Consider the following 25,560-nt stretch of genomic DNA (forward strand, 5'->3'; position numbering starts at 1 on the left):
GAGCCAGTTTCAATCCTCACCCGGCCTTTCGGCCGGGTGTGACGCGGCTTCCGCGACGGCCTGCGCCCGGTGCTCTCGGTTTCAATCCTCACCCGGCCTTTCGGCCGGGTGTGACCGGCGGAGAGAGCTCACGATCCTGGGGGTGGTGGTGTTTCAATCCTCACCCGGCCTTTCGGCCGGGTGTGACCTCCCGCCGGTCCCGGATCACGGCCAGCCGCAGGTTTCAATCCTCACCCGGCCTTTCGGCCGGGTGTGACGCCGCGCTATGCGACGTGCTCGCAAGCGTCCACCGGTTTCAATCCTCACCCGGCCTTTCGGCCGGGTGTGACCTACAACACCAAGGCCATTCTTGTGGATGCCAACGGGTTTCAATCCTCACCCGGCCTTTCGGCCGGGTGTGACGGCAAGGCCCAGGTGACACATACAGGGTTCGGCAAGTTTCAATCCTCACCCGGCCTTTCGGCCGGGTGTGACGCCCGTGGCCGAGGACGGCTCGGAACCCGGCGACGAGAGTTTCAATCCTCACCCGGCCTTTCGGCCGGGTGTGACGGCGCGGGGGGAAAAGGCCCATCGCGCTTGAACTCCTCGACCCAATTGCGCGAACCCCGTCTGAAATCTCTGTATCGGAAGCGCCCATCCTCAACCATCGCGTCACAAACCCTTGTTTCATAAGGCTTTTCGCGCCCCGCGAACCTCCCGGGGTTTCCGTGATCACTGGGGGTTCGCGCACCCCATCATGGCCACGGTGACCAGACTCTGTTTGCCCCGGGGATCTCCGCATGGCTATACAATGAGCGGATCCTCGAAATCGATGTAGCGGTCGATTCCGTGAACCCTTACGAGGCGGTTCCGATCCCCCGGTAGAATGTAAATGCGCAGGCTGTCCTTCTTCCCATCGATGATCTTCACCAGCCTTGCCTCGAGTTCTTCCAACTGGGCCTGTGTTACGCGACATTCAAAGAGGGATTTCTGGACCCTTTGCCCAAAGCCGGTACAAACGCGGGCCACACGTCGCAACCGCCGTTGTCCCTCTTTCGTTTCTGTGTTCACGTCATATGCAACCAGTATGTCCACGACATCCTTCACCTCTAGGGTCCTTACCGAATGCTGTACGGAACGTACTTCGGGGTGTCGCCGCGCAGGAACCGCGCCAGCAAGCGTGCCTGGACATAGGGGACGAGCCCGATGGGTATGCGCTGTTCTAGAAGTGGATGGGTGACTTCCTCCTGTTTGCGTCGCTGATACGCATCCAAGAATACTCGCCTGGCGTCATCCTTGAGGACGACAGCACCACCCGGCCGAACGTCGAAGTCCCCCGGCTGAACCTGACGACGGTTGACCAGACTCAGAACCAAGCGATCGGCGAGCACACTTCGGAACTCTTCCGCAAGATCAAGTGCGAGTGACGGACGGCCCGGCCGGAGGGCATGCAGATAGCCAACCTGGGGATCTAGTCCCGCACCCTCGCAGGCCGCGACACAGTCACTGACGAGCAACGCGTAGGCAAAGGAGAGGAGTGCATTGATCGGGTCGCGGGGTGGACGCCGGCTGCGCGCCGTCCAGACGAAATCGCCACGAATCAGGTGTCCGAGTGCAGTGAAGTAGATATGCGCACCACGCCCCTCCACACCCCGCACCCCATCCAGTGACGATGCCCGTTGGACTTCGTTAACAAGGACTTGCAGGTTGTCCGCCGCCTCCTCGATCGCTGGTACAGAGCCCTGAAGGTCACGCAGCCCCCGAAGCAGGACCTGACGTGAATTTTTAAGTTTGCCCGATACGATACACCGGGCAAGATGCAAGGTGCGGCCAGGATCGCTCAACACCTCGTGCTGCGCGCGGCGCAATAGTACGTTGCCCGACGTTGGGCCCTGGAGGCGGCCCACGAATCGTCCCGATGCCGAAAACCACACGATAAACCGGCCATCTTCCGCAAATCGTTGAATGAGATAAGGACTCACCAAGACATTGCCAAACACCACTACGCCCCCAAGATGGTGCAAGGGCACCTGCAGCCTGACCTCTTCTTCAACCTCCACCCGGACCGTATCCTGATAAAGGTGGATATACGCACCTTGGGTTTGGACGTAGAGCGTGTTGAGGATCACGTGGGTCACATGGACTCGCTCCCATAATCCCCGGCGATAGAGCGACGTATAGCAAATGGAAGGCACACATCCAAGAGTGAGCAGTGGCGGCAACGGCGGTCTGCGGCCGGTGCCGGAAGCCGCTGCTGCCGCAACAGTAGTCGAACCTGCTGCGTCACCCGCTCCACCTCCTCGCGCAGGGACGGGGTGAACGCGATTTCTCGTCGTCTCCTGCCGCCATGGTAGTACAGGGCGCCACGGGGTACGGGTCGTCCAAACATCTCCTCCAAGCAGATGGCTTGAGCGCAAAGTTGCACCTCGTCGGCCCGGCGAGCCAATCGGGGACCCGATTTGTACTCAACCGGAAACGGCGTGCCGTCGGGGAGAAACTCGACGACGTCAGCCTGCCCGATCAGGCCAAGCCTCTCCGACCAGATCGGCAAGGCCCGCTCCACCCGCACTCCCTCGCGAACCATCGTCCCGGGTGTATCGGCACGCTCGTGCACACGCCGACCACGCAGTGTGAAGACATTCTCCCCCCAGGCGCGCTCGACGTGGATCAGGGCACACTGCCGGGGGCAGTACACGTAGTGCTGTAGGGCGCTGACAGGCACTGGCTCGTCATCCGAGACGGTTCCTGAATGCACCCGCTTCTCCCCTCTCACTGGGCAGAAGAGGCTGGGGGCGCCACTCCGGTGAGCCGAGGTTGCGCCCCCAGCCTGGGAATGCCTACGGCTCCACCAACACGCTCAGAGTGACCCCCGGGGGCAGGTCGTCGCGTTGGATGACCACCGCATAATCGTGGTACCCTCGGGGCACCGACACCCCGTCACGCCGCCTGACCGTCACAAGGTCAAATAGCTTGTGTGCCGGCGCATTTCCCTTGGGGTTGTCATGGGTGAAGACGATCAGGCCGCGGACATGCATCTCCCCACGGGCCGCCGAGCGGTCGAACTCGAACAGGTTCTGCAGCGCCTCCCACAGTACCTCGAGATCCTCCTGGCTCACACCCGTCTGCGTGGCAAGATACGGGTTGAAATATCCATGGGCTCTATACAGGCCGTATGGAATGATGGGCTTCCGGCCCATCTCCGTTGTAGTGGTAAGTGCTCGGCCTGCTTTGGCACTCCTCGTTTCCCTAGCTTCCCTACGCTGCTCGCTCGTGATAGCTTGCCGTGTAATCGCAAGATCCAGCGGCAATACAGGGTCGATCGACCGAGCGAAGGTGATCTGGACGGGTCCACGTACCTGCCCTGCATTCAATGTACCCGTGGATAGCACCGCACCAAACATGCGGATATCGTAATATCGGTGACAAAGCTCCTTGCGAACCTTTTCGTTCTCCGTCTTGCTCTCCACGACACCGACGGCTTTTCCAGCATCTTGAATAAGCATATTAAGTGGGGTCCTGCTTTGGATAAATATATCGAACCCGGATTGCGCCTCTCTGTCATTGGACAGGCGCGTCAACTGCAGGTAGTCCCTTATTTTTCGCTTTAGCGCGACATCTGTGACCAGTCCGTGCATGGTCTCTGGGTCGACCCGGGGCATGTTGCCGGCGTCGGGATCACCATTGGGATTGCTGTTCTTTGCATCAAACAACAAGACGAATTCGTGCCGCTTCGTCGGGTCGGTGTACACCATGGTCACTCCGTACCCCCTTCGTCCCTGTTCCTGCGGCGCTCGGCCCTGAAGGCCGCGCGTTGGTGGTAGAAGCCCAACCCGAACTCCGCCTGTTCCGCAAGGCTCAATGTGCGCGGGAAGCCACCCGCTTCGTCGAGGCAGGACATCACCTCTTCCACCAGTTGGTTGAGCTCCTTGCCTGTTTCCGGCAAGTGTGCGGTCGTTGCCAATCGGATCAGCCCCCCAAAGGTCGCCGCTGGAGCCGTAGAGGCCGCTCCATAGAACCGTTCAACCAGCGTGCGGTTCAGATTGAAGTTGGCAGCCCGGAGCTGGGCCTCTTCGAGAATGGCCAGGAGCCGGCCGCACAGGTAGGCCGCGCTTCTGAAGGTGGTATCGAGCGTGCTCATCCGCTCGACCTCCTCCTTTCCATGCCACAGGCTGAGTTTGACCGCGCTCGCCGCCGCGTGCAAGCGCCAGGCGTCACCCGGATCCTGCAGAATGCGGGGGTTGCGCAGGACGGCGACGCCCAGCGCCAACAGGACCGTGGGGGGCCGTGCCCCGGTGAAGGCCGTACGCAACAGACCGCGCCCCACGTTCGGGTTGTCCGTGCCCAAGCCGCCGATGAGGCTGCCGATGGACAGGGGTCGGGGCGGGTCACCGAAGGGCGAGACAATGCGGACAGCCTCCAGAAAGCGGCGCAGGTGTTCCTTGAACGCTACCAGAGAAACCTGGATCCATTCGCGAAGAGCGACGCGCCCCACGTTAGGGGAGACGACGCCGAGGTAAAACGCATAGTCATCGAGCCGGAGCGCAGCGTCCGATGGCTTCCAGGGCTGCCTGAGGAGCTCCAGGAGCTGGGACGGCGTCGCCTCCGGAGCCGGCTGCCGGGCACGGCTGGCCTCCAGTACCGCACCCCAATCGACCGCTGTCAGGTCCCCGAGGTCCAGCACGCGGTCGCCGACCTCGACGGGCGCGGGTGCCTTGACCCAGAAGACCGCCACCTGGTTGCCCAGGCCCTCGCCTTGCTGCGCGTCCCGGGTGAGCGTCCGGTGGTGCTGTTCGGAGGCGACAAGGTGGTTGAAGGCCCGGGCCGCAGTGTCGCCACATCGGAAGCATACACCCAAGTGCGCCCGCTTGAACGTGTCGCCACCGGCGTAGAACGAAGTGAATGCGTCCGCGTTGAGCGAGTGCAGGGGTTTCGGCCTTTGCCCCGGCAGCTTGACTCCCAGGGGGATCCTGCCTACCAGCGGCTGCACCTCACCGCAGACGGCGCATTGACCGGATATGCGAGACCGTCTGCCGACATCGCCCGGATCGGTCCGTCGCTCAAGCTCGACCACCCAAAAGGCCACTGCCTCCCGGTGTTCGAACAGGTGCGTCCCGGCCAGGGGGCCGGTCTCGGGGACGAACGACACCCAGTCCTTGGCGAGGATCTCCGGGTAACGCGGATCCTGACGAACGAGGCCGTTATCCAACGCCCGGCATAGCCACTCAAGCGTTTCCCGCAACGCCGGGTCCTGTAGGCCGTCCCAGGCACGGAACGCGTCCACCAACTTACGGAAGGCAGTATGCTTATCCCGGACGTGCTTATCCTCACCACCACCCTTCTGCTTGCTCACGCCCAACGCATAGGCCGCCTCGTCGACCAGCAAGTGCGCCTGGATACCGGACGTTCGGCCTGCGTATGGACGTGGTAGGTAGAGTTCAGCTGCTTCCAGATACACGCGGTCTGGCCAGAGATGGACAATCCATTTGACCGGTTCGCTGTAGTCTCCATAGAACCCCGTCGGCGGGAGAGCGCCCTGTTCCTCCAACTGCTTGCCTAACACGACCAGTTCCCTAAACATGGCCTTCCTCCAACCGGTAGAGTTCTAGGTACTTCTCATGCGGGACGTCCAGCCAACCCGCCTTCACCTGCGCGTCGAAGAATAAGGCCTGGGCATACCCCTTGACCGGCTCCGGGCGACCGGGACGCTTGAACGCAAGTTCCGGCCGGGTTGGATCCTCGATGAAAGCGATGTCGAACAGCATGGGACCAACGACTAGGTCGAACGGGGCCGGTGCTGCCTTGTCAACGGGGCCAAAGTGGGCGGCGAACTCTCGCGTCCCCAGGTAGGGCGTGTGGTGGTACTGCCCGCGCTCGACCCGCCTGTTGAACTGCTCCACGTACTTCGTCACCGAGTCCGATGCATGCGGGCGCAATCGTACGTCGGCCTCGATGAGGTACTCGACATCCTTCAACAGCATGGTAGTGCGCTGCTGGCGGCGATCTTCAACATAATAAGGCTTTGTCCCCTGACGGCTGCCCAGCTCGTTGCGGAGGATGACCATGGTTGTCCCCGGTTTCACGATACCGATGCGCCGAATCTCGTACCTGAATTCCGGCTTCCAAAAGATCGCCTCGAGCAGACCCCGCGCGGCACTAGGGGTCATGACGGGGTAACTCACGCGCTCGACCTTGAACTCGGGCCGCGTGAAGCAGGCGTACTCGCCCCACACGCGTACCCTTACCGTGCTGGTGAAACCCAACCGGCATCCCCTCCTACACGATCAGGTCCGCAGGATCGGCGTAACCCTCCACCACGCCGAGACGTTCATCGTAGGCGCCCTTCCAGAGGTACAGGCCATCGGCGACCCTCTCGAGCCACTCGCCCCTGGTCGCCACCTCATACGCAAACAGGTTAACGATATATGGTTGCAGACGACGCCAAGTGACGTAACCGGGCCGCGCCAAGAACTCCTCGAGCTGCGCTGCGGCATCCATGTAAGGGACGACGACGGGCACGGTATCGCTCTCGATCAAACGGTAGCGCTGCGCGACCTCCGGGTAGTTCAGCGCTTGCCGATACTCCTGGATCCGCTTCTTGTCGAGATCGACGTCCGCGAACAGGCGCCGGAAGTACTCGCGATATAGGTCGGGATCGTGTAGCCGGCTCACGGGATACTGCCGGAGCAGCAACCGAGCCTTCTCGAGACCCGCCTTATAAGGTCCCGAAGGTGTCCTGCCTCCTGAGGGCTCGAACACGATCACCCGGCCCGGCCCCGAAGGCAGGCGGCCCTCGCGATTACACCGCCCCGCGGCCTGCACGATCCGATCGAGCGGTCCGACGGCTCGATAGACCACGGGGAAATCGAGATCTACACCCGCCTCGACGACCTGCGTGCTGACCAGCCTGACGGGCTCCCCCTCCGAGAGTCGCCGCTTGACCTCGTCGAGGATCCTCCGCCGGTGGGCTCCGCAAAGCAACGTCGACAGATGAAACACGTGGGGCACGTCTTTCAATGCGGACAGCAGGGCGAAGGCGTCCCGCCGGCTGTTGAGCACAACCAGAACCTGACGCAGGCGCTCGATCTCACCGGTAAGCTCGTCCCATGTCATGGCGTCAGGACGCCACTCGTACTCCACCCGCCTCAACAACGCGAAATGCCTTGGGAAGTCAGGGACGATCTCCGTCGCCCGGGCCAGGTGCGGGTGCTCGGAACCGCATACGGCTTCCAGCGCGGGTTGGGTGGCGGTGCTCAGCACCACAGTCGAACCGAAGCCCCCCTCCTCCACGGGCGTCGCCAACAATTCCAGCACATCGAGGGTCGGGTGCAGTAGCTCGGGGGGCAACGCCTGCACCTCATCGAGGAGAATGACCGCTCGGCTCAGGCGATGAATCTTGCGTACCTTGGAGGGTTTGTTGGAAAGGAGACTCTCCAGCAATTGAACGGTCGTGGTGACGACGATGGGTGCGTCCCAGTTCTCGGTCGCCAACCGCTGCAGCAGTTGCGCTTCGCCTTGGCCTTCGTCCCCCTCCGGCACCTCCAAGGCCGAGTGGTGCTCGACCACTGCCTCGTCACCGAGGATCTCTCGATACACTCGCGCCGTCTGATCGATGATGCTCGTATACGGGATGGCCACGATCACCCGTCGCAGGCCGTGGGCCAGCGCGTGCCGGAGGGCAAACGCAAGGCCACTGCGCGTCTTGCCACCACCCGTGGGTACTGTCAACCGATACACCCCCGGCGGACCCGATGCCGCCCGCACACAGGCTTCGTAAACCTCCCGGCGGACCCGATTCACCACCGTTGAATCGTCAAGGATCTCTCGCTGGGCGGCCTCGAGCCGCTGCCACAGCACGTCGAGGGAAGGGCCGCGACCGCGTAACCTGGCCTGCTCCGGCGCAAAGTGCCGTTCGGTATCCAAGTAGTCCGCGTCCACCAGAGCCGAGAAAACCATGCGGATGACGAACTCCCGTTGCGTCGGGCTCGCGAAGGCCCGCACCCGGAGCGTGGGCAACCGAACGCCAGCCGCAACAAGACGGTTCTGAGCCTCGACCACCTCATGTCCCCGCTCCTGCCAGAACGCGTTGAGCTTGGTAGCCGCGACACCCGCGTCCTCCAGACCGGCGTGATGACCGAGAATGGGGAGTGCGAGCTCCTTCCAAACGTCCGTGCCGCGGACGCGGGCTAGACCATAGAGCAGGCAGGCTCCCCAGACGGCATGGGGCACGGGCGAAGCAGGCCTCCCCGCCTGGGCGTCTCGGAGATACCGTTGGAACTCGGGGTTGAACTTGCCGAGATCATGTAGCAACCCGACGAGGTACGCCAGATCGCCCATTCCGAAGGCATCGGCAAAGGAACGAGCCATCTCTGCGACGGCCACCAGATGCTCCACCAGCGGATGCCAGCGACCCGAAGGGCCAGGGGAATGGGCATAAAAATCCCTCGTCTCCCCCATCGACCACCACCCCCCAACCGGCACCCCGCGGCTCGCTGTGAGTCGGGCATCTGGCCAGGGCTATTGAACCTGCACCCGGGTCACCGCGATGACCCCATCGCCCCGCTCATCACTCCGTGATGTCCACCGCCGTCTCACGTGCGATCCCACTCCAACCGTAGCCCGGGCACCCTGTCAGAGGACGTCATCGTGCCCCCGCGACCGCTGGCGCCGAACCGCCACCGACCCGGGACGGGTGCCGCCGCGATCGAGACCCGACAGGCGGCGAAGCAACCACCGCGCCCGATCCGTCACCGACCCTCGCCCAGGCGCTGCCCGCCCTCGGGCTCGGGGTGCGCGCGACCGTCTCCGGGGACCCGGTACTCCGCCAGCATCGCCTCGGCTTCGGCGGCGATGGCCTCCCGCAGCGAGGGCGGCGCGAGCACCTGGGCGCTCGCGCCGAACTGGAGCAGCCAGCGCATGATCTCGTCGGTCCCCAGGACGCGGAAGGAGAGGACCAGCGACCCGTCCGGCTCGTCCCGGGACTCCTGGCTGGGATGCCAGATGCGGCCCCGCATGTAGCGGGCCTGCTCGGGTCGGAACCGCACCACCACCTGCTGCCGCTCGGCGCCCCGCTGCAGCCGCCATGCCTCGCCGAAGTACGTCTCGGGGGAGAAGCGGTCGGGGGTCGGGGGAGGGAAGGTCTCCTCGAGGACCTCGAGCTCGCGGATGCGGTCCACCGCAAAGGTCCGGACGGCGCGCCGCCACCGGCAGTAGCCCGCCACGTACCACGCCCCGTCGTAGTAGCGCAGGTGGTAGGGCTCGACCAGGCGCACCGTCTCCTGGTCGCGGGAGGCGGTGTAGTAGCGCAGTCGGACCACGCGGCGGGCCCCGATGGCCTCCCGCAGGCGGTTCAGGCGCCGGCCGACCGCGCGGGGATCCCCGCGGGCGGGCTCGAAGAAGAAGGACACCTGGCTCGTCAGGGAGGCCAGATCGACGGTCACCTGCTCGGGCAGGAGGTGGGGAAGCTTCTCGAGGAGGGCCTGAAACGGCTCCTCGAGCCCGTGGGCGCGCACCGACTCCAGCGCTTGCAGCCCCAGCACCAAGGCCAACGCCTCGCCGGCGCCGAGGCGCATGTCCCGCGCGGCGAAGGCCGGCGTCCACTCGGGATCGGTCAGGTAGAACCCCTTCCGCCGCCGGTCGAACTCCAGGGGCGCGCAGAAGTCGTCGCGCAGCAGCTCCAGGTCGCGGTGGATGGTCCGGGCGCTCACCTCCAGGTCGCGGGAGAGGGTGTGGGCGTTGGGATAACGCCCCTGCTTCACCTCACGGACGATGTACATCAACCGGAACAGCCGGGACCGCTGCATGGTCCCTCGATCCCCCCGATCCCAGGACTCCCCATCGGGATTCGGAAGTTCCAAGGGATGGGGGCGTTTTCCTGCCGAACTCGGCTTCGATCGCCCGTCTCACTGCCCGGGGGCGAACATCAGGCGATAGAGGGCCCGCGCGTAGATGCGGGTGCACCGCATCAGGTCGTCGATGCTCCAGTGCTCGTCGGGCTCGTGGGCCAGCTCGCGCTGGCCGGGGAACAGCGGGCCGAAGGCGACGCCGTTGCGCAGCACGCGGGCGTAGGTGCCCCCGCCGATGGCCAGGGGGCGGGCGTCGCGGTCGCCCGTCTCGTCGCGGTACACGGCCAGCAGCTGCTGCACGATCTCGCTGTGCTCCGGCACGTGGTGGGGCGGCATGTCCTCGCGGGATTCCACCCGCCACCCGCTGTCGGCCAGGGTGGCCGTGAGCCGCTGGAGCAGCTGGGCCGCGGAGGCGGTGACGGGGTAGCGAACGTTGCAGTCGGCGTAGATCACCGCCCCGCCGCCCCTCGCCCGGGACGACGCGCCCTCGGCCGCCGACGCCTCGGACCCGGGCGCGGGGGACGAGCCGGCCGCCGCCCGATCGTCCGCGCCCACCAGGCGCACGATCCCCAGGTTGACGGTCAGCGGTCCCGAGACGGCGTCGGTGACGGCGATGCCGAATCCGGAGCCGTCGGTCCGGGCACCGGCCTCCGCCAGGAATCCGAGGTCGGACGAACGCGGCAGCGCCGGCCCCAGCACCCGCACCAACGCCCCCAGCAGCCCGGCCACGGCGTTGATGCCCTTCTCCGGGTGCATCGCATGGGCCGCCGCCCCGCGCGCCTCGACCACCAGGCGATCGTCGGCGACCCGCGCCTCGATCCGGGCGCGCCCCGGTCCGCCGCCATCCTGCAGGCGGCGGGCCAGCTCTTCCAGGGAAGGCGCCCCGGGGCCTGCGACGACCAGCTCGGCCACGGCGTGTTCGGGGACCACGTTCACCCGCGTTCCGCCCTCGAGCCGGACCAGCCGGGCCCTCCACCGGGGCCGCGGGGCCGCCCCGGCCCCCGGCCCATCGGCCGCTCCCTCCGCCTCCCGGCCCGCACGCGGGATGCCGCCACGCCCGCTCTCACCGCCGGCGCCGCTGTCCGTGGCGCCCTCGGCGGCAGGGACGCCGGGGGCTACCCTGGCCGGGGCTCCCGCCGACGCAGCGCGACCGGAGGCGGCCTCCTCCAGGGCACCAGCCGCCCCGTCGGCCGGTTCGTCCAGGGAATCCGCGCCCCCGCCGGGCAGCTCCAAGCTCAGCCGGAAGGTCCAGATGCCCTTCTCCGCGTGGACCAGGGGGAACATGGCGTCGGGGCTGAAGCCCAGGGCGGGCTGGGACTCGCGGGCGAAGTAGTACTTGACGCACTCGAAGCCCGACTCCTCGTTGCCGCCGACCACCAGGCGAGCGCGCCGCGCCGGGCGGCGCCCGGCGGCCAGGGCCAGGTCGGCCACGGCCTTCATGGCGTACAGGGCGGCCACGGTCGGCCCCTTGTCGTCCACCGCGCCGCGGGCGTAGATCTTGCCGTCGTGGATCTCCGCCGCATAGGGCGGGTGGGTCCAGCCGCTCCCCTCCGGCACCACGTCCACGTGGGCGAGGATGGCGATCCACTCGTCCCCCTCGCCGATCTCGGCGTCGATGGCGTAGCCGTCCACGTTGCGGGTGCGGAAGCCCAGGGCCTCCGCCCGGCGGCGGACCCACTCCAGGGCCTCCGCCACGCCGGGCCCGAAAGGCTGACCCGGGGCCGGTTCGTCCTGCACGCTGCGGATGCGGCAGAGGGCCTGGACGGCCGCCACCATCTCCTGGCGATGGTCCTGGAGCCACCGGTCGAGCTGGGCCACGAAGCGCGCCTCATCGGCGTCGCGGCCGGCCCCGCCGCCTGGACCGGCGCCGCCTTGGTCCGCGGCGGCGCCTTGCCGGGTGCTGCCCCCGCCCCCGGCATCCTCGCCGGCCCTGTTGCGATGGTCCTTGGCACGGGTGTCGCCTTCGCCTGCCACCGTCGCACTCCCCTTCGCCGAAGCCGGGTCGTGGGACCCACGGTCGCCGGGACCGCATCCCGGGCGGTCGGAGGCCGGGGCCTCAGACCCCGTTCCGGGCCCGCGGCACCCGCTGCCCCGCGCGGCCCGTCCCCCGCCGCTACCCCGCGTGCCAGAGCACGCGACCGAGGAAGTCCCGCGCCCGCGGGTGGCCCGGGTCCCGGAAGAACCAGTCGGGCGGGGCGTCCACCAGGATGCGCCCCTCGTCCATGAACACGATGCGATCGGCCACCTCGCGGGCGAAGCCCATCTCGTGAGTGACCACCACCATGGTATACCCCTGCCGGGCCACGTCGAGCATCACGTTGAGCACCTCGCCGGTCAGCTCGGGGTCCAGGGCCGAGGTGGGCTCGTCGAACAGGATCACCTTGGGCCGCATGGCCAGCGCCCGGGCGATGGCCACCCGCTGCTGCTGCCCGCCCGAGAGCCTGGAGGGCCGGTGATGCATGCGATCGGCCAGACCGACCCGGGCGAGCATCTCCCGGGCGATGCGCTCCGCCTCGGCCCGCGGCATCCGCCGCACGGTGACCAGCCCCTCCATGACGTTCTCCAGCGCCGTCATGTGGGGGAAGAGGTTGTACTGCTGGAAGACCATGCCGATCTCCTGGCGCTTGCGGTTGAGCTCGGCGGCGGACTCCTCCACCCAGCGGTTGCCCTGGCGACGCCGGCCGATGGGCTGGCCGTCCACCAGGATCTCCCCCTCCTGCACCGGCTCCAGGTAGTTGATGGTGCGCAGGAGGGTGGACTTGCCGCTGCCGCTGGGGCCCGCGATCACCACCACCTCGCCGCGGCGGATGGTCAGGTTGATGTCCTTGAGCACGTGCAGGTCGCCGAACCACTTGTTCACGCCGCGGAACTCGATCATGGGCGTCTCACTCATAGTCCTTCAGCTTCCTTTCCAGCCACGCGCCCAGGGTGGTGAACAGCGTCGTCATCACCAGGTAGTAGAAGGCGGCGTAGCCGAAGAACCACATGCCCCGGGCGGTGGCGTTGGCCAGCTGGCGGGAATAGAGCATCAGCTCCTCCATGCTGATGATGGACACCAGCGACGAGTCCTTGAGCAGCGTGACGAACTCGTTGACCATGGGCGGGATCATCCGCCGGTAGGCCTGGGGCAGGATGACCCGGCGCATGGCCTGGCCGTAGCTCATGCCCAGGGAGCGGGCCGCCTCCATCTGCCCCTTGGGGATGGATTCGATGCCCGCCCGGATGATCTCCGCCAGGTACGCCCCGGAGTTGATGGTCAGGGCCAGCACCGCCGCCGGGAAGGGGTCCAGCACCACGTCGTACTGGGTCAGGCCGAAGTAGATGATGTAGATCTGCACCAAGAGCGGCGTCCCGCGGATGACCCAGGTGTAGAACGACCCCGCGCGGCGCAGGATCCCGACGCGCGAGAGCTTCATCAGGGCGACGACCAGCCCGACCACCAAGCCCAGCACGATGGCCACCGCCGTGAGCTGGAGGGTGGTCAGGGCGCCCTGGACGTAGATGGGCGTGACCCGCTGGATCGCGCCCCAGAAGCCGAGATCCACCAGTCCCTCTTGCGGCATCGTGCCCCCGTCCTTCCCCGGCGCCCGAAACCGCACGCCGGCGCCGCGGAATGCGCGCGCCGGCGTGGGAACGGGGCCTCGTCCCACTGGTCCAGCCGCCGCCTCGGCTGGGCTCGCGGGCCGGCCTGGGCCCGGATCACTGGCCCCCGAACCACTTGGCGTAGATCCGGTCGTAGGTGCCGTCCTGCTTCAACTCGTCCAGGGCCTGCTGGATGGCCTGGACCAGCTCGTCCTCGCCCTTGGGCACGGCGATGCCGACGGGTGCGGTCTCGAAGGGAACCCCCACGTACTCGTACTTGTCGCCCTCGATGTTGGCGTAGTACCGGGCCACCGGCTCGTCCAGGATGGTCGCGTCGGCCCGGCCCGCCGCCACCTCCTGGAGGGCGTCGGGGAAGTTCTGGAAGGTCTTGACCGTGGCGCCCTCGATGCCCCGGGCGACCTGTTCGTTGGTGGTGCCGATCTGGACGGCGATAACCTTGCCCTTCAGGTCATCCAGCGACTGGATGCCATCGGGGTTGCCCTTGGGGACCACGATCATCTGCCCCATCTCCAGGTACTGGACGAAGTCGGCGCTCTTCTGGCGCTCCAAGGTGATGTTCATGGAGCTCATCACCGCGTCGAAGCGCCGCGCCTCGAGTCCGCCCAGCAGGCCCTCCCACTCCGCCACCTCGACCCGGTACTCCACGCCCAGCTTCTCGGCGATGGCCTTCCCCAGGTCGATGTCGAACCCGATCAGCTCGCTGGGGTTCTCCGGGTTGGGGAACTCCATGGGCGGGTAGGCGCCGTCGGTGGCGAAGACCATGTACCCCCGGGCCTTGATCTCGTCGAGCAGCGACGCCTCGCCGTCCCCGCCGGCGGCATCGCCGGCGTCGCTGCCGGCGCCGTCGCCGCCCCCCGTGCCGGCCGCCGGCTGCCCGGCCCCGCCGCAGCCGGCCGCGATCAGCAGGACGGCCAGCAGGGCCAGCGCCACCCAGCCGCGACGGCCAAGTCCCTTCCTACGCCACGCTGTCAACACGTTCTCCCACCTTTCTCAGTCGAAACGCATAAAAATGCAGCTAACATGTTTGAAAATAAGAATTCGCGTTTGAAAATAAGAATTCGCGGTTCGTCCGTCAACTCCTTGAGGGAGCCCCTGCCCGGAGGGAGCATCGCGCTGCCACCCCCAGAGGGAACGCCGCCCGCCCGGCCGAATAACACCGCGACCCGACCCGGCGGCTCCGTTCGCCTCCGGGGCGCATGCCGGGCCGGAGCCCGCCGTTCCGAGGAGGCATGTCCGTTGCAGGTGGAGATCGTGGTGGTCGGCGCAGGCATCGTCGGGCTCGAGGTGGCCTGGCACCTCCGCGAGGCGGGCATTCGGCGCCTGGCGGTGATCGACCGCGGTGCCGCGGGGCGCGGCGCCACCGCCCACGGCGCCGGCCTGCTCTCCCACTTCACGTGGAACCCGCTGGACGCCCGCCTGGTGCGGCGGAGCGCCGAACTGTACGCCAGCCAGCAGGCGGAGCTGGGCGGGTCCTTCTTCCGCGTCACGGGATCGTACGTGGTGGTCGGGGCGCCGACGGACCCGGGGGCTGCCGCAGCCTCGGCCGACGGGGACGGGGAGGGCGCCCGGGTCGGCCCCCGAGATCCCGGCCAGGGCGGCGACGCCGCCCGACAAGCCGCCGGCGGCGGCCTGCCCCCGACGGGGGCCGTCGGCGATGCCCCCCAGGGCCGCACCGCCCCCGCGACGGAGGAGGTGATCCGGCGCCTCACCAGCCGCGTCGCCATGCTCCGCGCGGTCGGGGTCGCCGTGGAGGCGGTGGACCCGGCCGCGGGGATCGCCGCCGTGCCCGCGTGGAACTGGGACGACATCGCGGCTGCCTGGTTCCTCCCCCACGACGGCGCGTTGCTCCCGGGCGATGGGGCGCAGCTCCTCGCCCGCCGGCTGCGACAGCGGGAGGTCAAGGTCCTGGAGGGCAGCCCGGTGCGGGAGCTCGCCACCGGGCGCGGGCCCGGCGGCCCGGCGGTGGCCGGCGTCCGCACCGCCGAGGGGCCGGTGGCCGCCGACGTGGTGGTGGTCGCCGCGGGCGTCTGGACGCGATCGCTGCTGCGGACGGCGGGCCTGGACGCCCCCATCAAGCCCTACCGCACCCAGCTCTCCCTCTGGGCGCTGCCGGAGGGGATCGATCCCGACGACGTCCCGCCGCTGCACGACGTGACGGGGGCGTACTACTGGTTGCCCCGCCAGGGCCTGCTGGCGGTGGGCGACGGCACCGGGCTGGTGGAGGAAGACCCCGACGCCTTCCGCCGCGACCCCGACCCGGAGTTCCTCGAGGCCAGCCGCCGGCGGCTCGAACACCGGATGCCCGCGGCCCGCGGCGCGGAGGCGGTGGGCGGCTGGGCCCACCTCTGCGACGCCACCCCGGATCGGCGGCCGCTCCTCGGTCCCTACGGGGGCATCGCCGGCTTGCACCTGGCGGTGGGGTTCAACGGGTTCGGCGTCATGCGGGCGCCGGCCGTGGGCGAGCTGGTGGCCGCGTTTGTCCTGGGGGAGGAACCGGCGCTGGGCGGCGAGCCCGTCGCCGGCATCAAGTCGCTGCGGGCGGACCGGTTCGACGGCTTCGTGGACTTCCCCATCGGCCAGGGATTCAATACGGTGGACGCGGACTGACGCGCCAGACGGTGGACGCGGAACCGAGACCAGCGCAGCGGCCGGGGCGCGCTCCCCGGCCGCGTTCCCCGATCCCGCCGCCAGCACCGCGGAACACCCGGGCAGCCCCGCCGCCATCCGTCGGTGCCGCACCGAGCCAGGCCTCCCCGGCCCGGCACCGGGGGCCACCCGGGCCACCCCGTTGCCATGGACCCGGGACGGACCCCCGCGTGCTGCGGCGCCTCGGCGGAGACGGGCCAGCGTGTCGCGGTGGCGGCCGGCGACGGGCGCGGCACGCCCCTCGCCGGCCGCCGCGCCCCTGGGGGCCGTCGGGGCGGTCCGGCGCGGCTCAAGGGGACCGGCGGGACGGTGCGTGCGGCCCGCGGCGCTGGCGGCCGAACAGCACGCGGCGCGGTACTTCGCCAACGCGTCGCCCGTGGGCCGGCGGGTTCAAGGCGGCCCTGGATTCCGCCGCCTCCACGAGCTGCCTCACCCGCTCGAGGCCCACCGGGACCGGCGGGCGCAGGGCCGCGCCGGTGGACCGGCCTCATGGCGGTGCCCAACCGTGGCGCCAGGAGACGGGCACGAGGCGGTGAGAGGGGCACCGGACGGTGGAAATGGGCGCGGAACGGTGGAAATGGACACGGGACGGTGAGACGGACACGAGACGGTGAGACGGGGACGAGGCGGTGAAACGGGCGCGGGGCGGCGCCCGCCGGCTCCGGCGGCCCGGGGGACTGCAGCGACCCCGGGGGAACCACCGCGAGGCGGTGGGCAGAGGACGCGGCGCACCGGCAGGAACCCGGCCCACCGATCGGTAAGCATTGAAGCGATCCGCGTCCCCGGCAGCACGCCGAGGGCCGCGAACGATGGGGCGGGCGGCCGGCGCTCCGCCGGCCGCCCGCCCCGCAGGACAGCGTCGGCGGCAACCGATCCGCCCTTGCCCGACCCTGGCCTGCGGCGCCCGCGGCGCCCACGGCGGCGCACCCGGCGAGGCACACCCCGCGGGCCGCCGCGCTTCCCCGTGGGGGCCACGGCTTCCCGACGGGGGAGAGGGCTTCCCCACGGGAGCTAGCACTCCTCGACCGGAGGCCAGGGCCTCCCCAGGGGGCCCCTCGCCCCCACCGGGAGGTCGGTACCCCGCACGGTCGGGCAGGGTGTCGGACGCGGTGCCGGCCCAGGGGGGACCACGGCGTGAACCAGTCAGGCCCGGCGTCGGCCGCATCGGCCACCGCCCGGCAGGAAGGCGCGATCGACCTGTCGTGGTGCCGGGCGGAGTTCCCGGCCCTGCAGCGCACCGTCGGCGGTCAACCGGCGGCCTTCCTCGACGGGCCCGGCGGGACCCAGGTCCCGCAGGCCGTGATCGAGGCCATGGCCACGTACCTGGTCGAGAGGAACGCCAACACCCACGGCGCGTTCCCGACCAGCCGCGCCACCGACGAGACCATCGCCGCGGCGCGCGCGGCGATGGCCGACTTCCTGGGGGCGACGCCCGCCGAGGTCGCCTTCGGGCCCAACATGACCACCCTGAACTTCAACCTGGCGCGGGCCATCGGTCGCACCCTGCGACCCGGCGACGAGATCGTGGTGACGGAGCTCGACCACGACGCCAACGTCAGCCCGTGGCTGGTCCTCCAGGAGCTGGGGGCGGTGATCCGCTGGCTGCCCGTGGACCCGGCGACGTGCACGCTGGACCTGGATCGCCTGGGCGACCTCCTGGGGAGGCGGACGCGGGTGGTGGCCATCGGCTGGGCGTCCAACGCCGTCGGCACCGTCAACGACGTGGCCCGGGCGGTGCGCATGGCCCACGAGGCGGGCGCCCTGGCGGTGGTCGACGCGGTGCACTACGCCCCCCACGGCCCCATCGACGTCCGCGCCATCGGCTGCGACTTCCTGCTGTGTTCCGCCTACAAGTTCTTCGGTCCCCACGTCGGGGTGCTCTACGGCCGGCGGGCGGCCTTCGAGGCCCTGGAGACCTACCGCGTGCGACCCCAGTCCGCGGCCGCCCCGGAGAAGATCGAGACCGGCACCCTCAACCACGAGGGGCTGGCGGGGCTGACGGCGGCCGTCGACTTCCTCGCCCGCCTGGGGCAGCGCTACCTCGACGCGTTCCGCGACGCGGTGGGCGGGGCCACCGGCCGGCGGGCCGCGATCCTCGCCGCCATGCACGCCATCGAGGCGTACGAGGCGCCGCTGGCCGAGCGGCTGCGCCGGGGCCTGGCGACCCTGCCCGGCGTCAAGGTCTACGGGGCGCCGGAGGGCCATCCCCGCACGCCGACGGTCTCCTTCACCGTCGCCGGTCGCCACCCGGCGGAGGTGGCGCGGTTCCTCGCCGAGCGCGGCCTGTTCGTCTGGGACGGCGACTTCTACGCGGTGACGCTGATCGAGCGGCTGGGGCTCAAGGCGTCGGGCGGCCTGGTGCGCGTGGGCCTGGCGCCGTACAACACCGCCGCGGAGATCGAGCGGCTGCTGGAGGCCGTGGAAGCGCTGGGCCGAGGAGGATCCGGATGAGCGGGCGCGACGATCGCGGCGCGGGCTCGGGCGACCGCGGTCCAGCGGGCCCGGAGGACCTGGGCGGCCTTGGCGCCGGGAAGCGCCGCCCGCCCGGCGGACCGGTCCGCCGGCGGCGCCGGCTGCGGCGGTACCGGTTCGTCCCCGTGGACTTCGACACCTTCACGGCGTGGGCGGACCGCATCGTCCGCCGCCTGCCCCCGCGCCTCCTCGAGGAGCTGGAGGGCGGGGTGCAGATCGACCCCGCGGCGCGGCGCAATCCCCAGGATCCGCCGGGCGTCTACCTGCTGGGCGAGTACATCACCGAGCCGTACCTGGGCCGCTTCATCCGCATCTACTACGGGTCCTTCGAGCGGGTGCTGGTGGACGAACCGGCCGAGGTCTGGTTCGACGAACTGGAAGAGACCATCCTCCACGAGCTGCAGCACCACATCGAGGCCCTGGCCGGGGTGGACTGGCTGGGGCTCGAGGACCTGCGCCAGCTCCAGCAGCTGTGGGAGGACGCCCGGCGTGGCGCGCGGGAGGCGGGCGATGGCCCCGCCGCGGCGAACGGCGACGAGGGCGGCGATGGCGGCGTTGGCGGCAGGGATGGACGCGGCGCGGGGCACAGCGGTGGCGGCGGGGACGACGTCGGGGAGGACGGCGGCGGGGGCGGCCGCCGATGAGCCGACCGCCGCGATGCGGTCGCCGGCCCGTGGTCCGGCGTGGAGCCGTCGACGGCGCGACGGCTCCGCAACGGAGTCGACGGCGCGATGAACGACCCGTGCGCCGACGGGCGCGAGGCGACGCCACGGAGGCGGAGGGGGAGGAGCGGGCGGTGAAGGGCCGTCGAGGACCGCTGGTGGGCATCCGCGTGCTCGACCTCTCGCGGGTGCTGAGCGGACCGTACTGCACGATGATGCTGGCCGACTTCGGCGCCGACGTGATCAAGGTCGAGCGGCCCGAGACGGGCGACGACACCCGGGGCTGGGGGCCGCCCTTCATCAACGGCGAGGCGGCCTACTTCCTCGCCGTCAACCGCAACAAGCGCAGCGTGGTGGTCGACCTGAAGGCACCCGAGGGCCGGGACCTGATCCGGCGCATGGCGCGGCAGTGCGACGTGGTGGTGGAGAACTTCCGCCCGGGCACCGCCGCCCGGCTGGGCATCGGCCCCGACGACCTGCTGCGCGAGAACCCGCGGCTGATCTATGCGTCGATCTCCGGATTCGGCCAGGACGGCCCCTACAGCGACAAGCCGGGCTACGACGCCATCGCCCAGGCCATGGGCGGCATCATGCACGTCACCGGCGAGCCCGACCGGCCGCCGGTGCGGGCCGGCGTGGCCATCGCCGACATCGGCGCCGGGATGTGGGCCGCCTTCGGCATCCTGGCCGCCCTGTGGGAGCGGGAGCGCTCCGGCCGCGGCCAGGTGGTGGACGTCTCCCTGCTGGAAGGCCAGATCGCCTGGCTGACCTACGTCGCCGGCAACTACTTCGCCACCGGCCAGGTCCCGCGCCGCTACGGCTCGGCCCACCCCAACCTGGTGCCGTACCAGGCCTTCGAGACGGCCGACGGCCACCTGATCGTGGCGGTGGGCAACGACAGCCTCTGGCGGCGCTTCTGCGAGGCGGCGGAACGGCCCGACCTGGCCGCCGACCCGCGCTACGCCACCAACGCCGGGCGCGTGGAGCACCGGGAGGAGCTCCTGCCGGAGCTCGAGGCCCTGATGCGCAGCCGGACCACCGCCGAGTGGCTCGAGCGCTTGGACCGGGCCGGGGTGCCGGCGGGTCCCATCCTCAGCATTGCCGACCTGGCCCGCGATCCCCACGTCCAGCACCGGCAGATGATCGTGTCCCTGGAGCACTCGCGGGCCGGGGTCATCCGGGTGACGGGCATCCCGGTCAAGCTCTCGACCACCCCGGGCGCCATCTACGCACCCCCGCCCCTGCTCGGCCAGCACACCGACCAGGTGCTGGAGGAACTCGGCCTGCCGGCCGAGGAGCGCCGGCGGCTGCGGGAGGCGGGGGTCATCGCCTGAAGCCGCCGGCGAACAGGAGGTGAACCCCAGGTGAGTCACCCGGTGACCGGTCAATCCTCCATCGTCGAGACCCTGGACGCCTTGTCCGAGGTGGTCGACGCCGCGCCCACGGCCATCGTGCGGCGGGGCCGCGAGTACGCCACCGACGGGCGGGTCCTCGACGTGTCCTGGGGGCCGGGGCTCCAGTTGAGCGGCCGGGTGATCGGCAACGCCAGCGAGCCGTATCGCGTCCAGATCTGGTGGGACACGGCGGTGGAGGAGTGGCACACCGCCTGCTCCTGCCCGTACGACGACACGCCGTGCAAGCACGCCGTCGCCGTCGTCTTGCACTTCCTCGGCACCTGGCACCAGTTGCGGGAGACGGCCTCCCCGCCCGACCCGACGGAGGGACCGGTCCATCGCCTGGTACCGGCCGCGGAAGCTCCCCCGGTAGCAGGCGGGCCCAGGGATCCCGCAGGCCGGCAGGTGCCCGGCGCCGGCTGGCGAGAACACCTGGAACGGTGGACCCGCACGCCCGTCCCCGGCTCCAACGGCCGTATCCCGCCGCCCCAGCCGGGCACGGATCAGGTGGTGGTCCGCCTCTACTTCTACCCCGACGGCCTGCGCCTGGCCATTCATCGCGCCCGCTGGGGCAAACAGGGCCTCGGCAAGGAGCGACCCCTTCATTTCGATCCCTTCTCGCCGTGGGCCCCGTCCCCGGCCGGGCCGCTGCACCGGTTGCTCTTCCGCCTGGTGGAGCACCCGGCCCCCCGCCCCGGCCGCCCCGGCGCCAAAGGCTACGACCCCCTTTACGAGCTGCCGCCGGGCCTGGTCGACCTGGGTCTCGAGCTCCTCGGCCGGCTCCCTTTCGTGTTCGCCGGCGACGGCTGGGAGCCGCTGCGCATCGAGCACGAGCCGTACCGGGTCGAACTGGTGGCGGAGCCGGCCAGGGAAGGCCGCGACCTCACCCTCACCACCCGCTGGTTCACCGCCACCGGCCGGCCTTGGACGCCGCCGGCAGGGAGCATCGGCATCCCCGGCGAGCGCTACCTCTGGGTGCAGTGGGGACCCGTCTTGCGCCCCGTGCTGCCCGCCGGCGACGTGGCGTTGCACCTGGCGGTGGGCGCCCGGCCCCTGACGATCCCGGCCGCCGAGGTGGCCGAGTTCGTGGGCCGTTACCTGCCGCGGCTGCAGCAGCGGGCCCGGGTGCGGCTGCCGGGCACCCTGGAGGAGCGCATCCGCGACGGCACGCCGCGGCCCGTGGTGCTGCTCTCCGAGTTTGAGGGAGCCCTGGTGGTCGAGCTGGCCTTCGCCTACGGGGCAGGGGGCACCACCGTCCGCGTCCAGGCGGAGGAAGCGGCCTTGGTGGAAGCGGAGCCGGACGCTCCCTCCGGCGACGGGGCGACGCCCATGTGGTACCGCCGCCGGCGGGACCTGGAGCAGGCGGCCTGGGACGAGTTCGCCGCCGTCATGGCCGCCGCCGGCGCCCGGCCGGAAGCCGACGGCCGCTGTCTCCTCTTCGCCGACAGCGCCTTGGACTTCCTGACCGAGACCCTCCCCCGGCTGGCAGCGCGGTGGGAGGTCCGGGGCCAGGAGCGCCTGGTCCGCTTCCGGGTCAGCCACAGCCCCCTTTGCTCCCGGGTTCAGGTCCGCACGGGCATCGACTGGCTCGACCTCGACGTCTTGCTGGAGGCACCCGAGGGAACCGCGGGGATGGACGCCCTCCTGGAGGCTCTGGCCCGAGGCTCCCGCTACGTCCGCTTGGATTCGGGGGTCATGGCCCGGCTGCCCGCCGCCTGGCGGGACCGGCTGGGCGTGCTGGCCGAGCACGCGCCCCGCCGGCGGAGGAACCGGCGCGCGGCGGCCGGCGACGGGGCGGGTTCGTCCGGACAGGGACCCCTGCGGCTGAGCCGCTGGGCCTTCGGCGTGGCCGCCCAGGTCCTCGAAGGGGCCGACCGGGTGGAAGCCGACGAGGGCTTTCGCCGGTTGAGCCGGCTGCTCGACGGCTTCCGGGGCATCCCCGAGGTACCGCTGCCGCAAACCCTCCAGGCGCAGCTGCGTCCCTACCAGATCCGGGGCTACCACTGGCTCGCCTTCCTCCGGGACCACGGCCTGCACGGCGTCCTGGCCGACGACATGGGCCTCGGCAAGACGGTGCAGGTGCTGGCCCTGCTTCTGGCCGAGAAAGAAGCCGGCCGGGCGACGGCGCCCAGCCTGGCGGTGGTGCCCACATCCCTGGTCTTCAACTGGGTCGACGAGGCCCGCCGGTTTGCGCCGTCCCTGCGGGTGCTGCCGCTGACGGGACCGCGGCGGGCCCCCCTCTTCCGGCAGGCCGACGAGTACGACCTTCTGCTCACCACCTACCCCCTGGTCTGGCGCGACGCCGAACACCTGGTGGGCCGCGAGTACCACTACCTCATCCTGGACGAGGCCCAGCACGTCAAGAACCCCGACACCCAGACCTGGCGGGCCCTGCGGGAACTCCGGGCCCGGCACCGGCTGGCCCTGACGGGCACGCCCGTCGAGAACCATGTGCTTGACCTCTGGGCGCTGTTCGAAATCCTGATGCCCGGCTACCTGGGCCCGCGGGATGCCTTCCTCCGCCGCTACGCCGGCGCGGAGGTCGAACCCGCCTCGGCGGTCCCGGCGGGACGGGTTGAACCCGGTGACGAGCCGGCCGACCCGCGGGTGACGGAGCTGCGGCGCCGGGTGTTCCCCTTCATCCTGCGGCGCCTCAAGGGCGAGGTGGCCCGCGACCTGCCGCCCCGCACGGAGGTGGTGCAATACTGCGAGATGCTCCCCAGCCAGCGGCGGCTCTATCGGGAGCTTCTCTCGGCCTACCGCTCCCGGGTCCTGGGCGAGGTGGAGCGGGTGGGGATCGCCCGCAGCCGGATGGCGATCCTGGAGGCCTTGTTACGCCTCCGCCAGGCTTGCTGTCACCCGGCGCTGCTGGATCTGCCGGCCTATCGCAAGGCCGGCTCGGCCAAGCTCGAGGCCTTCCGCGAGCTGGTCGAGCAAATAGTGGGCGGCGGCGCCCAAGTGCTGGTCTTCAGCCAGTTCACCGGCATGCTGGACATCCTGGAGCGGGAGCTGGACCAGCTGCACATCCCCTGGGAACGCCTGGACGGCCGTACCCGCAACCGCCGGGCCCGGGTGGAGCGCTTCCAAGCGGGCGGGGCGCCGGTCTTCCTCATCAGCCTCAAGGCCGGCGGCACGGGCCTGAACCTGACCGCCGCCTCGTACGTCATCCACTTCGATCCCTGGTGGAACCCGGCGGTGGAGGAACAGGCCACCGGCCGCGCCCACCGCATCGGCCAGGACCGGCCGGTGTTCAGCTACAAGCTAATCACCCGGGGTACGGTGGAGGAGAAGATCCTGCAACTCCAGGCCCGCAAGCAGGCCCTGGCGGGGGCGCTGCTGGCCGGCGATGGCAAGCTGGGCAAGGACCTGACCCGCGAGGACCTGGAGTTCCTGCTGGCGCCGGATTGATTTCCGGCCCGCCGTAGGGCATGGTGGACCCGGACGAACCGGCCTCGCCCCGAGCCCGCCGGTCTGAACGCGGACACGCCGCCGGGGACGCGAACGCACCGGCGCGATGGAGGCGGGACGGCCCAGACCGATGGACCGCCACGGAGGGCAAGCGGCCCATGCGCAGGAACAAGCCAGCCAACCGAGGAGCGGACCCGCGAGCGGAACCGGCGGAACCGGCAGCCGCAACCCCTCGCCCCGGCGAGATGGAGGCTGGGGCGGCCGCAACCCCGGCCAGGACCGGTGACGGCGCGGCGCCCGGCCCGATGCCGGCCGCCCGCCGCCGGCGGCGCGTCGCCCTGGCCGTCGCCCTGGTCCTGGCCCTTGCTTTCCTCGCGGGCGTCCGGTCGATGGAGCACATCCTGGCCTCGGCCCCGGCTCCGGGCAGGCCGGCGCCGGACTTCACCCTGCCCCAGCTGGACGGCCCGCCGGTGCGCCTGGCGAATCTGCAGGGACGGGTGGTGGTCCTCAACTTCTGGGCGTCGTGGTGCCTGCCCTGCCGGGAGGAGACGCCGGCCCTGCAGGCGTTCTACCAGCGTTACGGCGACCGGGTGGCCTTCTACGCCATCAACGTGGCCGAGCCGGTGGACACGGTCCGCGCCTTCCTGGCCGAGTTCGGCGCCACCTACCCCGTGCTGCTGGATCGGGACAAGACGGTCTTCCGCCGGTACCGGGTCACCGGCTACCCGGAGACCTTCTGGATCGACCCCCAGGGGATCCTGCGGATCCACTGGCACGGCCCCATGACCCTGGCCGACATGGAGCGGCTCTACCGGGAGACGGTGGCCGCGTCGCAAGGGGCGGCGCCTCACCCGCCGAAGAGCACGTCCAGAATGGTCGAGAGGGTGCCGCGCTTGCCGGCCAGGGCGCGGGGGTCGTAGACCTCGGTGTAACCGCAGTTCTGGCACGACACAAAAAGATAGTGGTTGTGCTGGATGTCGAAAATCTTGCTGAGACCCGCTCCCGTCATGGCCACTTCCTTGACCCGGGCCCCATCGTGCCCGCACTTGCTGCACTTGAAGCGCTGCGCGATGGCGCTGGCGATGTCCACCCCGGATCGTCCCTCCTGCCGGCGCGGGTACCCGGACACCGTGGGGACGGGGTCCGGCCGGCCGCTCCCTCTCCCGCGAGTCGCCCGGCTATCCTGCGGCAGGCGGATGGCGGCGCGGTGCCGGGCCAGCGGCGCCTATCGGCGCATCGACGGCCGGGCTCCTCACCTGCACCGGATGGTCGCGGGAGTCCTGGATGACGACATTCGCCTCACGCTTTCAGTATCCTGGTCCGGTCTTCTGGGCATCTCCGCCGGGGGGGCCGGATGCCGCCGGGACCTGTTCCCGACTGCCGGGGACGAGCCTGGCGGCACCTGTCCGCCATCACGATCCCGCGAGCTCACTGCCGGAAGTCCGTTGTAAGTCGCGGGTCTGAATCAAACCGGCCGCGGCGCCGGCCGCCCGAACCCGGGAGCACCCGCGGCCCTGCGGAGCGGAACGAACGCCGGGACGAACCCGGCGTAGC

The 25,560-nt window shown here is 70.0% G+C and carries 19 protein-coding genes and 1 CRISPR repeat array (1 of these 20 only partly in view); of the genes, 6 read left to right on the top strand and 13 right to left on the bottom strand.

Going from position 1 to position 25,560, the window contains the following annotated elements:
* Positions 1 to 549: direct repeats of the CRISPR family, unit length 37 nt; unit sequence GTTTCAATCCTCACCCGGCCTTTCGGCCGGGTGTGAC (it extends 425 nt beyond the left edge of the window).
* Positions 550 to 783: 234 nt separating this feature from the next.
* The 12 genes from cas2 to E1B22_RS11350 form a co-directional block, all read right to left on the bottom strand.
* Positions 784 to 1,086 carry a CRISPR-associated endonuclease Cas2 gene (cas2, locus tag E1B22_RS11295; RefSeq protein ID WP_243123397.1) on the bottom strand — a complete coding sequence of 101 codons (303 nt, stop codon included), beginning with the start codon at positions 1,084 to 1,086 and terminating at the stop codon, positions 784 to 786.
* An 11-nt stretch (positions 1,087 to 1,097) separates the two neighbouring features.
* Entirely contained in the window at positions 1,098 to 2,117 is a 1,020-nt protein-coding gene (cas1c, locus tag E1B22_RS11300) for a type I-C CRISPR-associated endonuclease Cas1c (RefSeq protein ID WP_135225727.1), read from the bottom strand.
* On the bottom strand, positions 2,114 to 2,752 hold the full coding sequence (gene cas4, locus E1B22_RS11305; protein WP_371413473.1) for a CRISPR-associated protein Cas4: 639 nt from the start codon (positions 2,750 to 2,752) through the stop codon (positions 2,114 to 2,116). Before cas4 ends, cas1c begins: the two co-directional genes overlap by 4 nt.
* A 64-nt stretch (positions 2,753 to 2,816) precedes the next feature.
* Complete coding sequence (gene cas7c / locus E1B22_RS11310) at positions 2,817 to 3,731, bottom strand: type I-C CRISPR-associated protein Cas7/Csd2 (protein ID WP_135225729.1); 915 nt, start codon at positions 3,729 to 3,731, stop codon at positions 2,817 to 2,819.
* Positions 3,732 to 3,733: 2 nt separating this feature from the next.
* Entirely contained in the window at positions 3,734 to 5,557 is a 1,824-nt protein-coding gene (gene cas8c, locus E1B22_RS11315; RefSeq protein ID WP_135225730.1) for a type I-C CRISPR-associated protein Cas8c/Csd1, read from the bottom strand.
* A complete protein-coding gene (gene cas5c, locus E1B22_RS11320) occupies positions 5,550 to 6,239 on the bottom strand; it encodes a type I-C CRISPR-associated protein Cas5c (RefSeq protein WP_135225731.1) in 690 nt (229 codons plus the stop codon). Before cas5c ends, cas8c begins: the two co-directional genes overlap by 8 nt.
* Positions 6,240 to 6,252: 13 nt before the next feature.
* Positions 6,253 to 8,433 carry a CRISPR-associated helicase Cas3' gene (gene cas3, locus E1B22_RS11325; protein WP_135225732.1) on the bottom strand — a complete coding sequence of 727 codons (2,181 nt, stop codon included), beginning with the start codon at positions 8,431 to 8,433 and terminating at the stop codon, positions 6,253 to 6,255.
* 290 nt (positions 8,434 to 8,723) lie between these two features.
* Entirely contained in the window at positions 8,724 to 9,779 is a 1,056-nt protein-coding gene (locus E1B22_RS11330; RefSeq protein WP_243123399.1) for a YafY family protein, read from the bottom strand.
* 99 nt (positions 9,780 to 9,878) lie between these two features.
* On the bottom strand, positions 9,879 to 11,639 hold the full coding sequence (locus E1B22_RS11335; RefSeq protein ID WP_243123400.1) for a Sapep family Mn(2+)-dependent dipeptidase: 1,761 nt from the start codon (positions 11,637 to 11,639) through the stop codon (positions 9,879 to 9,881).
* 295 nt (positions 11,640 to 11,934) lie between these two features.
* Positions 11,935 to 12,714 (bottom strand): amino acid ABC transporter ATP-binding protein, encoded by a 780-nt coding sequence (locus E1B22_RS11340; protein ID WP_305791201.1) that lies wholly within the window; start codon positions 12,712 to 12,714, stop codon positions 11,935 to 11,937.
* Entirely contained in the window at positions 12,707 to 13,384 is a 678-nt protein-coding gene (locus E1B22_RS11345; protein ID WP_135225735.1) for an amino acid ABC transporter permease, read from the bottom strand. The genes E1B22_RS11340 and E1B22_RS11345 overlap by 8 nt, the downstream gene beginning before the upstream one ends.
* A 136-nt stretch (positions 13,385 to 13,520) precedes the next feature.
* Positions 13,521 to 14,399, bottom strand: a complete 879-nt coding sequence (locus E1B22_RS11350; RefSeq protein WP_243123401.1) for a basic amino acid ABC transporter substrate-binding protein — start codon at positions 14,397 to 14,399, stop codon at positions 13,521 to 13,523.
* Between the two features lie 267 nt (positions 14,400 to 14,666).
* Here E1B22_RS11350 and E1B22_RS11355 point away from each other — a divergent pair, with 267 nt between their 5' ends.
* The 6 genes from E1B22_RS11355 to E1B22_RS11380 all read left to right on the top strand — a co-directional run bounded on the left by E1B22_RS11355 (position 14,667) and on the right by E1B22_RS11380 (position 24,926).
* Positions 14,667 to 16,031, top strand: coding sequence for an FAD-binding oxidoreductase (locus E1B22_RS11355; RefSeq protein ID WP_243123885.1), 1,365 nt, complete (start codon positions 14,667 to 14,669; stop codon positions 16,029 to 16,031).
* Positions 16,032 to 17,204: 1,173 nt separating this feature from the next.
* The gene (locus E1B22_RS11360; RefSeq protein ID WP_135225737.1) at positions 17,205 to 18,521 is read left to right on the top strand and encodes a cysteine desulfurase-like protein; all 1,317 of its coding nucleotides are present in this window, start codon (positions 17,205 to 17,207) and stop codon (positions 18,519 to 18,521) included.
* Positions 18,518 to 19,186, top strand: coding sequence for a metallopeptidase family protein (locus E1B22_RS11365; RefSeq protein ID WP_135225738.1), 669 nt, complete (start codon positions 18,518 to 18,520; stop codon positions 19,184 to 19,186). The genes E1B22_RS11360 and E1B22_RS11365 overlap by 4 nt, the downstream gene beginning before the upstream one ends.
* 152 nt (positions 19,187 to 19,338) lie before the next feature.
* Complete coding sequence (locus E1B22_RS11370; protein ID WP_135225739.1) at positions 19,339 to 20,538, top strand: CaiB/BaiF CoA-transferase family protein; 1,200 nt, start codon at positions 19,339 to 19,341, stop codon at positions 20,536 to 20,538.
* 30 nt (positions 20,539 to 20,568) lie between these two features.
* Positions 20,569 to 24,006 carry an SNF2-related protein gene (locus tag E1B22_RS13970; RefSeq protein WP_305791203.1) on the top strand — a complete coding sequence of 1,146 codons (3,438 nt, stop codon included), beginning with the start codon at positions 20,569 to 20,571 and terminating at the stop codon, positions 24,004 to 24,006.
* A 158-nt stretch (positions 24,007 to 24,164) separates the two neighbouring features.
* Positions 24,165 to 24,926: a TlpA disulfide reductase family protein gene (locus E1B22_RS11380; RefSeq protein ID WP_243123403.1), complete on the top strand. Its 762-nt coding sequence runs from the start codon at positions 24,165 to 24,167 to the stop codon at positions 24,924 to 24,926.
* Here the strand turns inward: E1B22_RS11380 and E1B22_RS11385 are convergent.
* Positions 24,854 to 25,135 carry a zinc ribbon domain-containing protein gene (locus E1B22_RS11385; protein WP_243123406.1) on the bottom strand — a complete coding sequence of 94 codons (282 nt, stop codon included), beginning with the start codon at positions 25,133 to 25,135 and terminating at the stop codon, positions 24,854 to 24,856. The two genes, E1B22_RS11380 and E1B22_RS11385, sit on opposite strands and share 73 nt — an antisense overlap.
* Between the last annotated feature and the right edge of the window lie 425 nt (positions 25,136 to 25,560).

The organism is Thermaerobacter sp. FW80 (genome assembly GCF_004634385.1).
GTDB classification, from domain to species: Bacteria; Bacillota; Sulfobacillia; order Thermaerobacterales; family Thermaerobacteraceae; genus Thermaerobacter; species Thermaerobacter composti.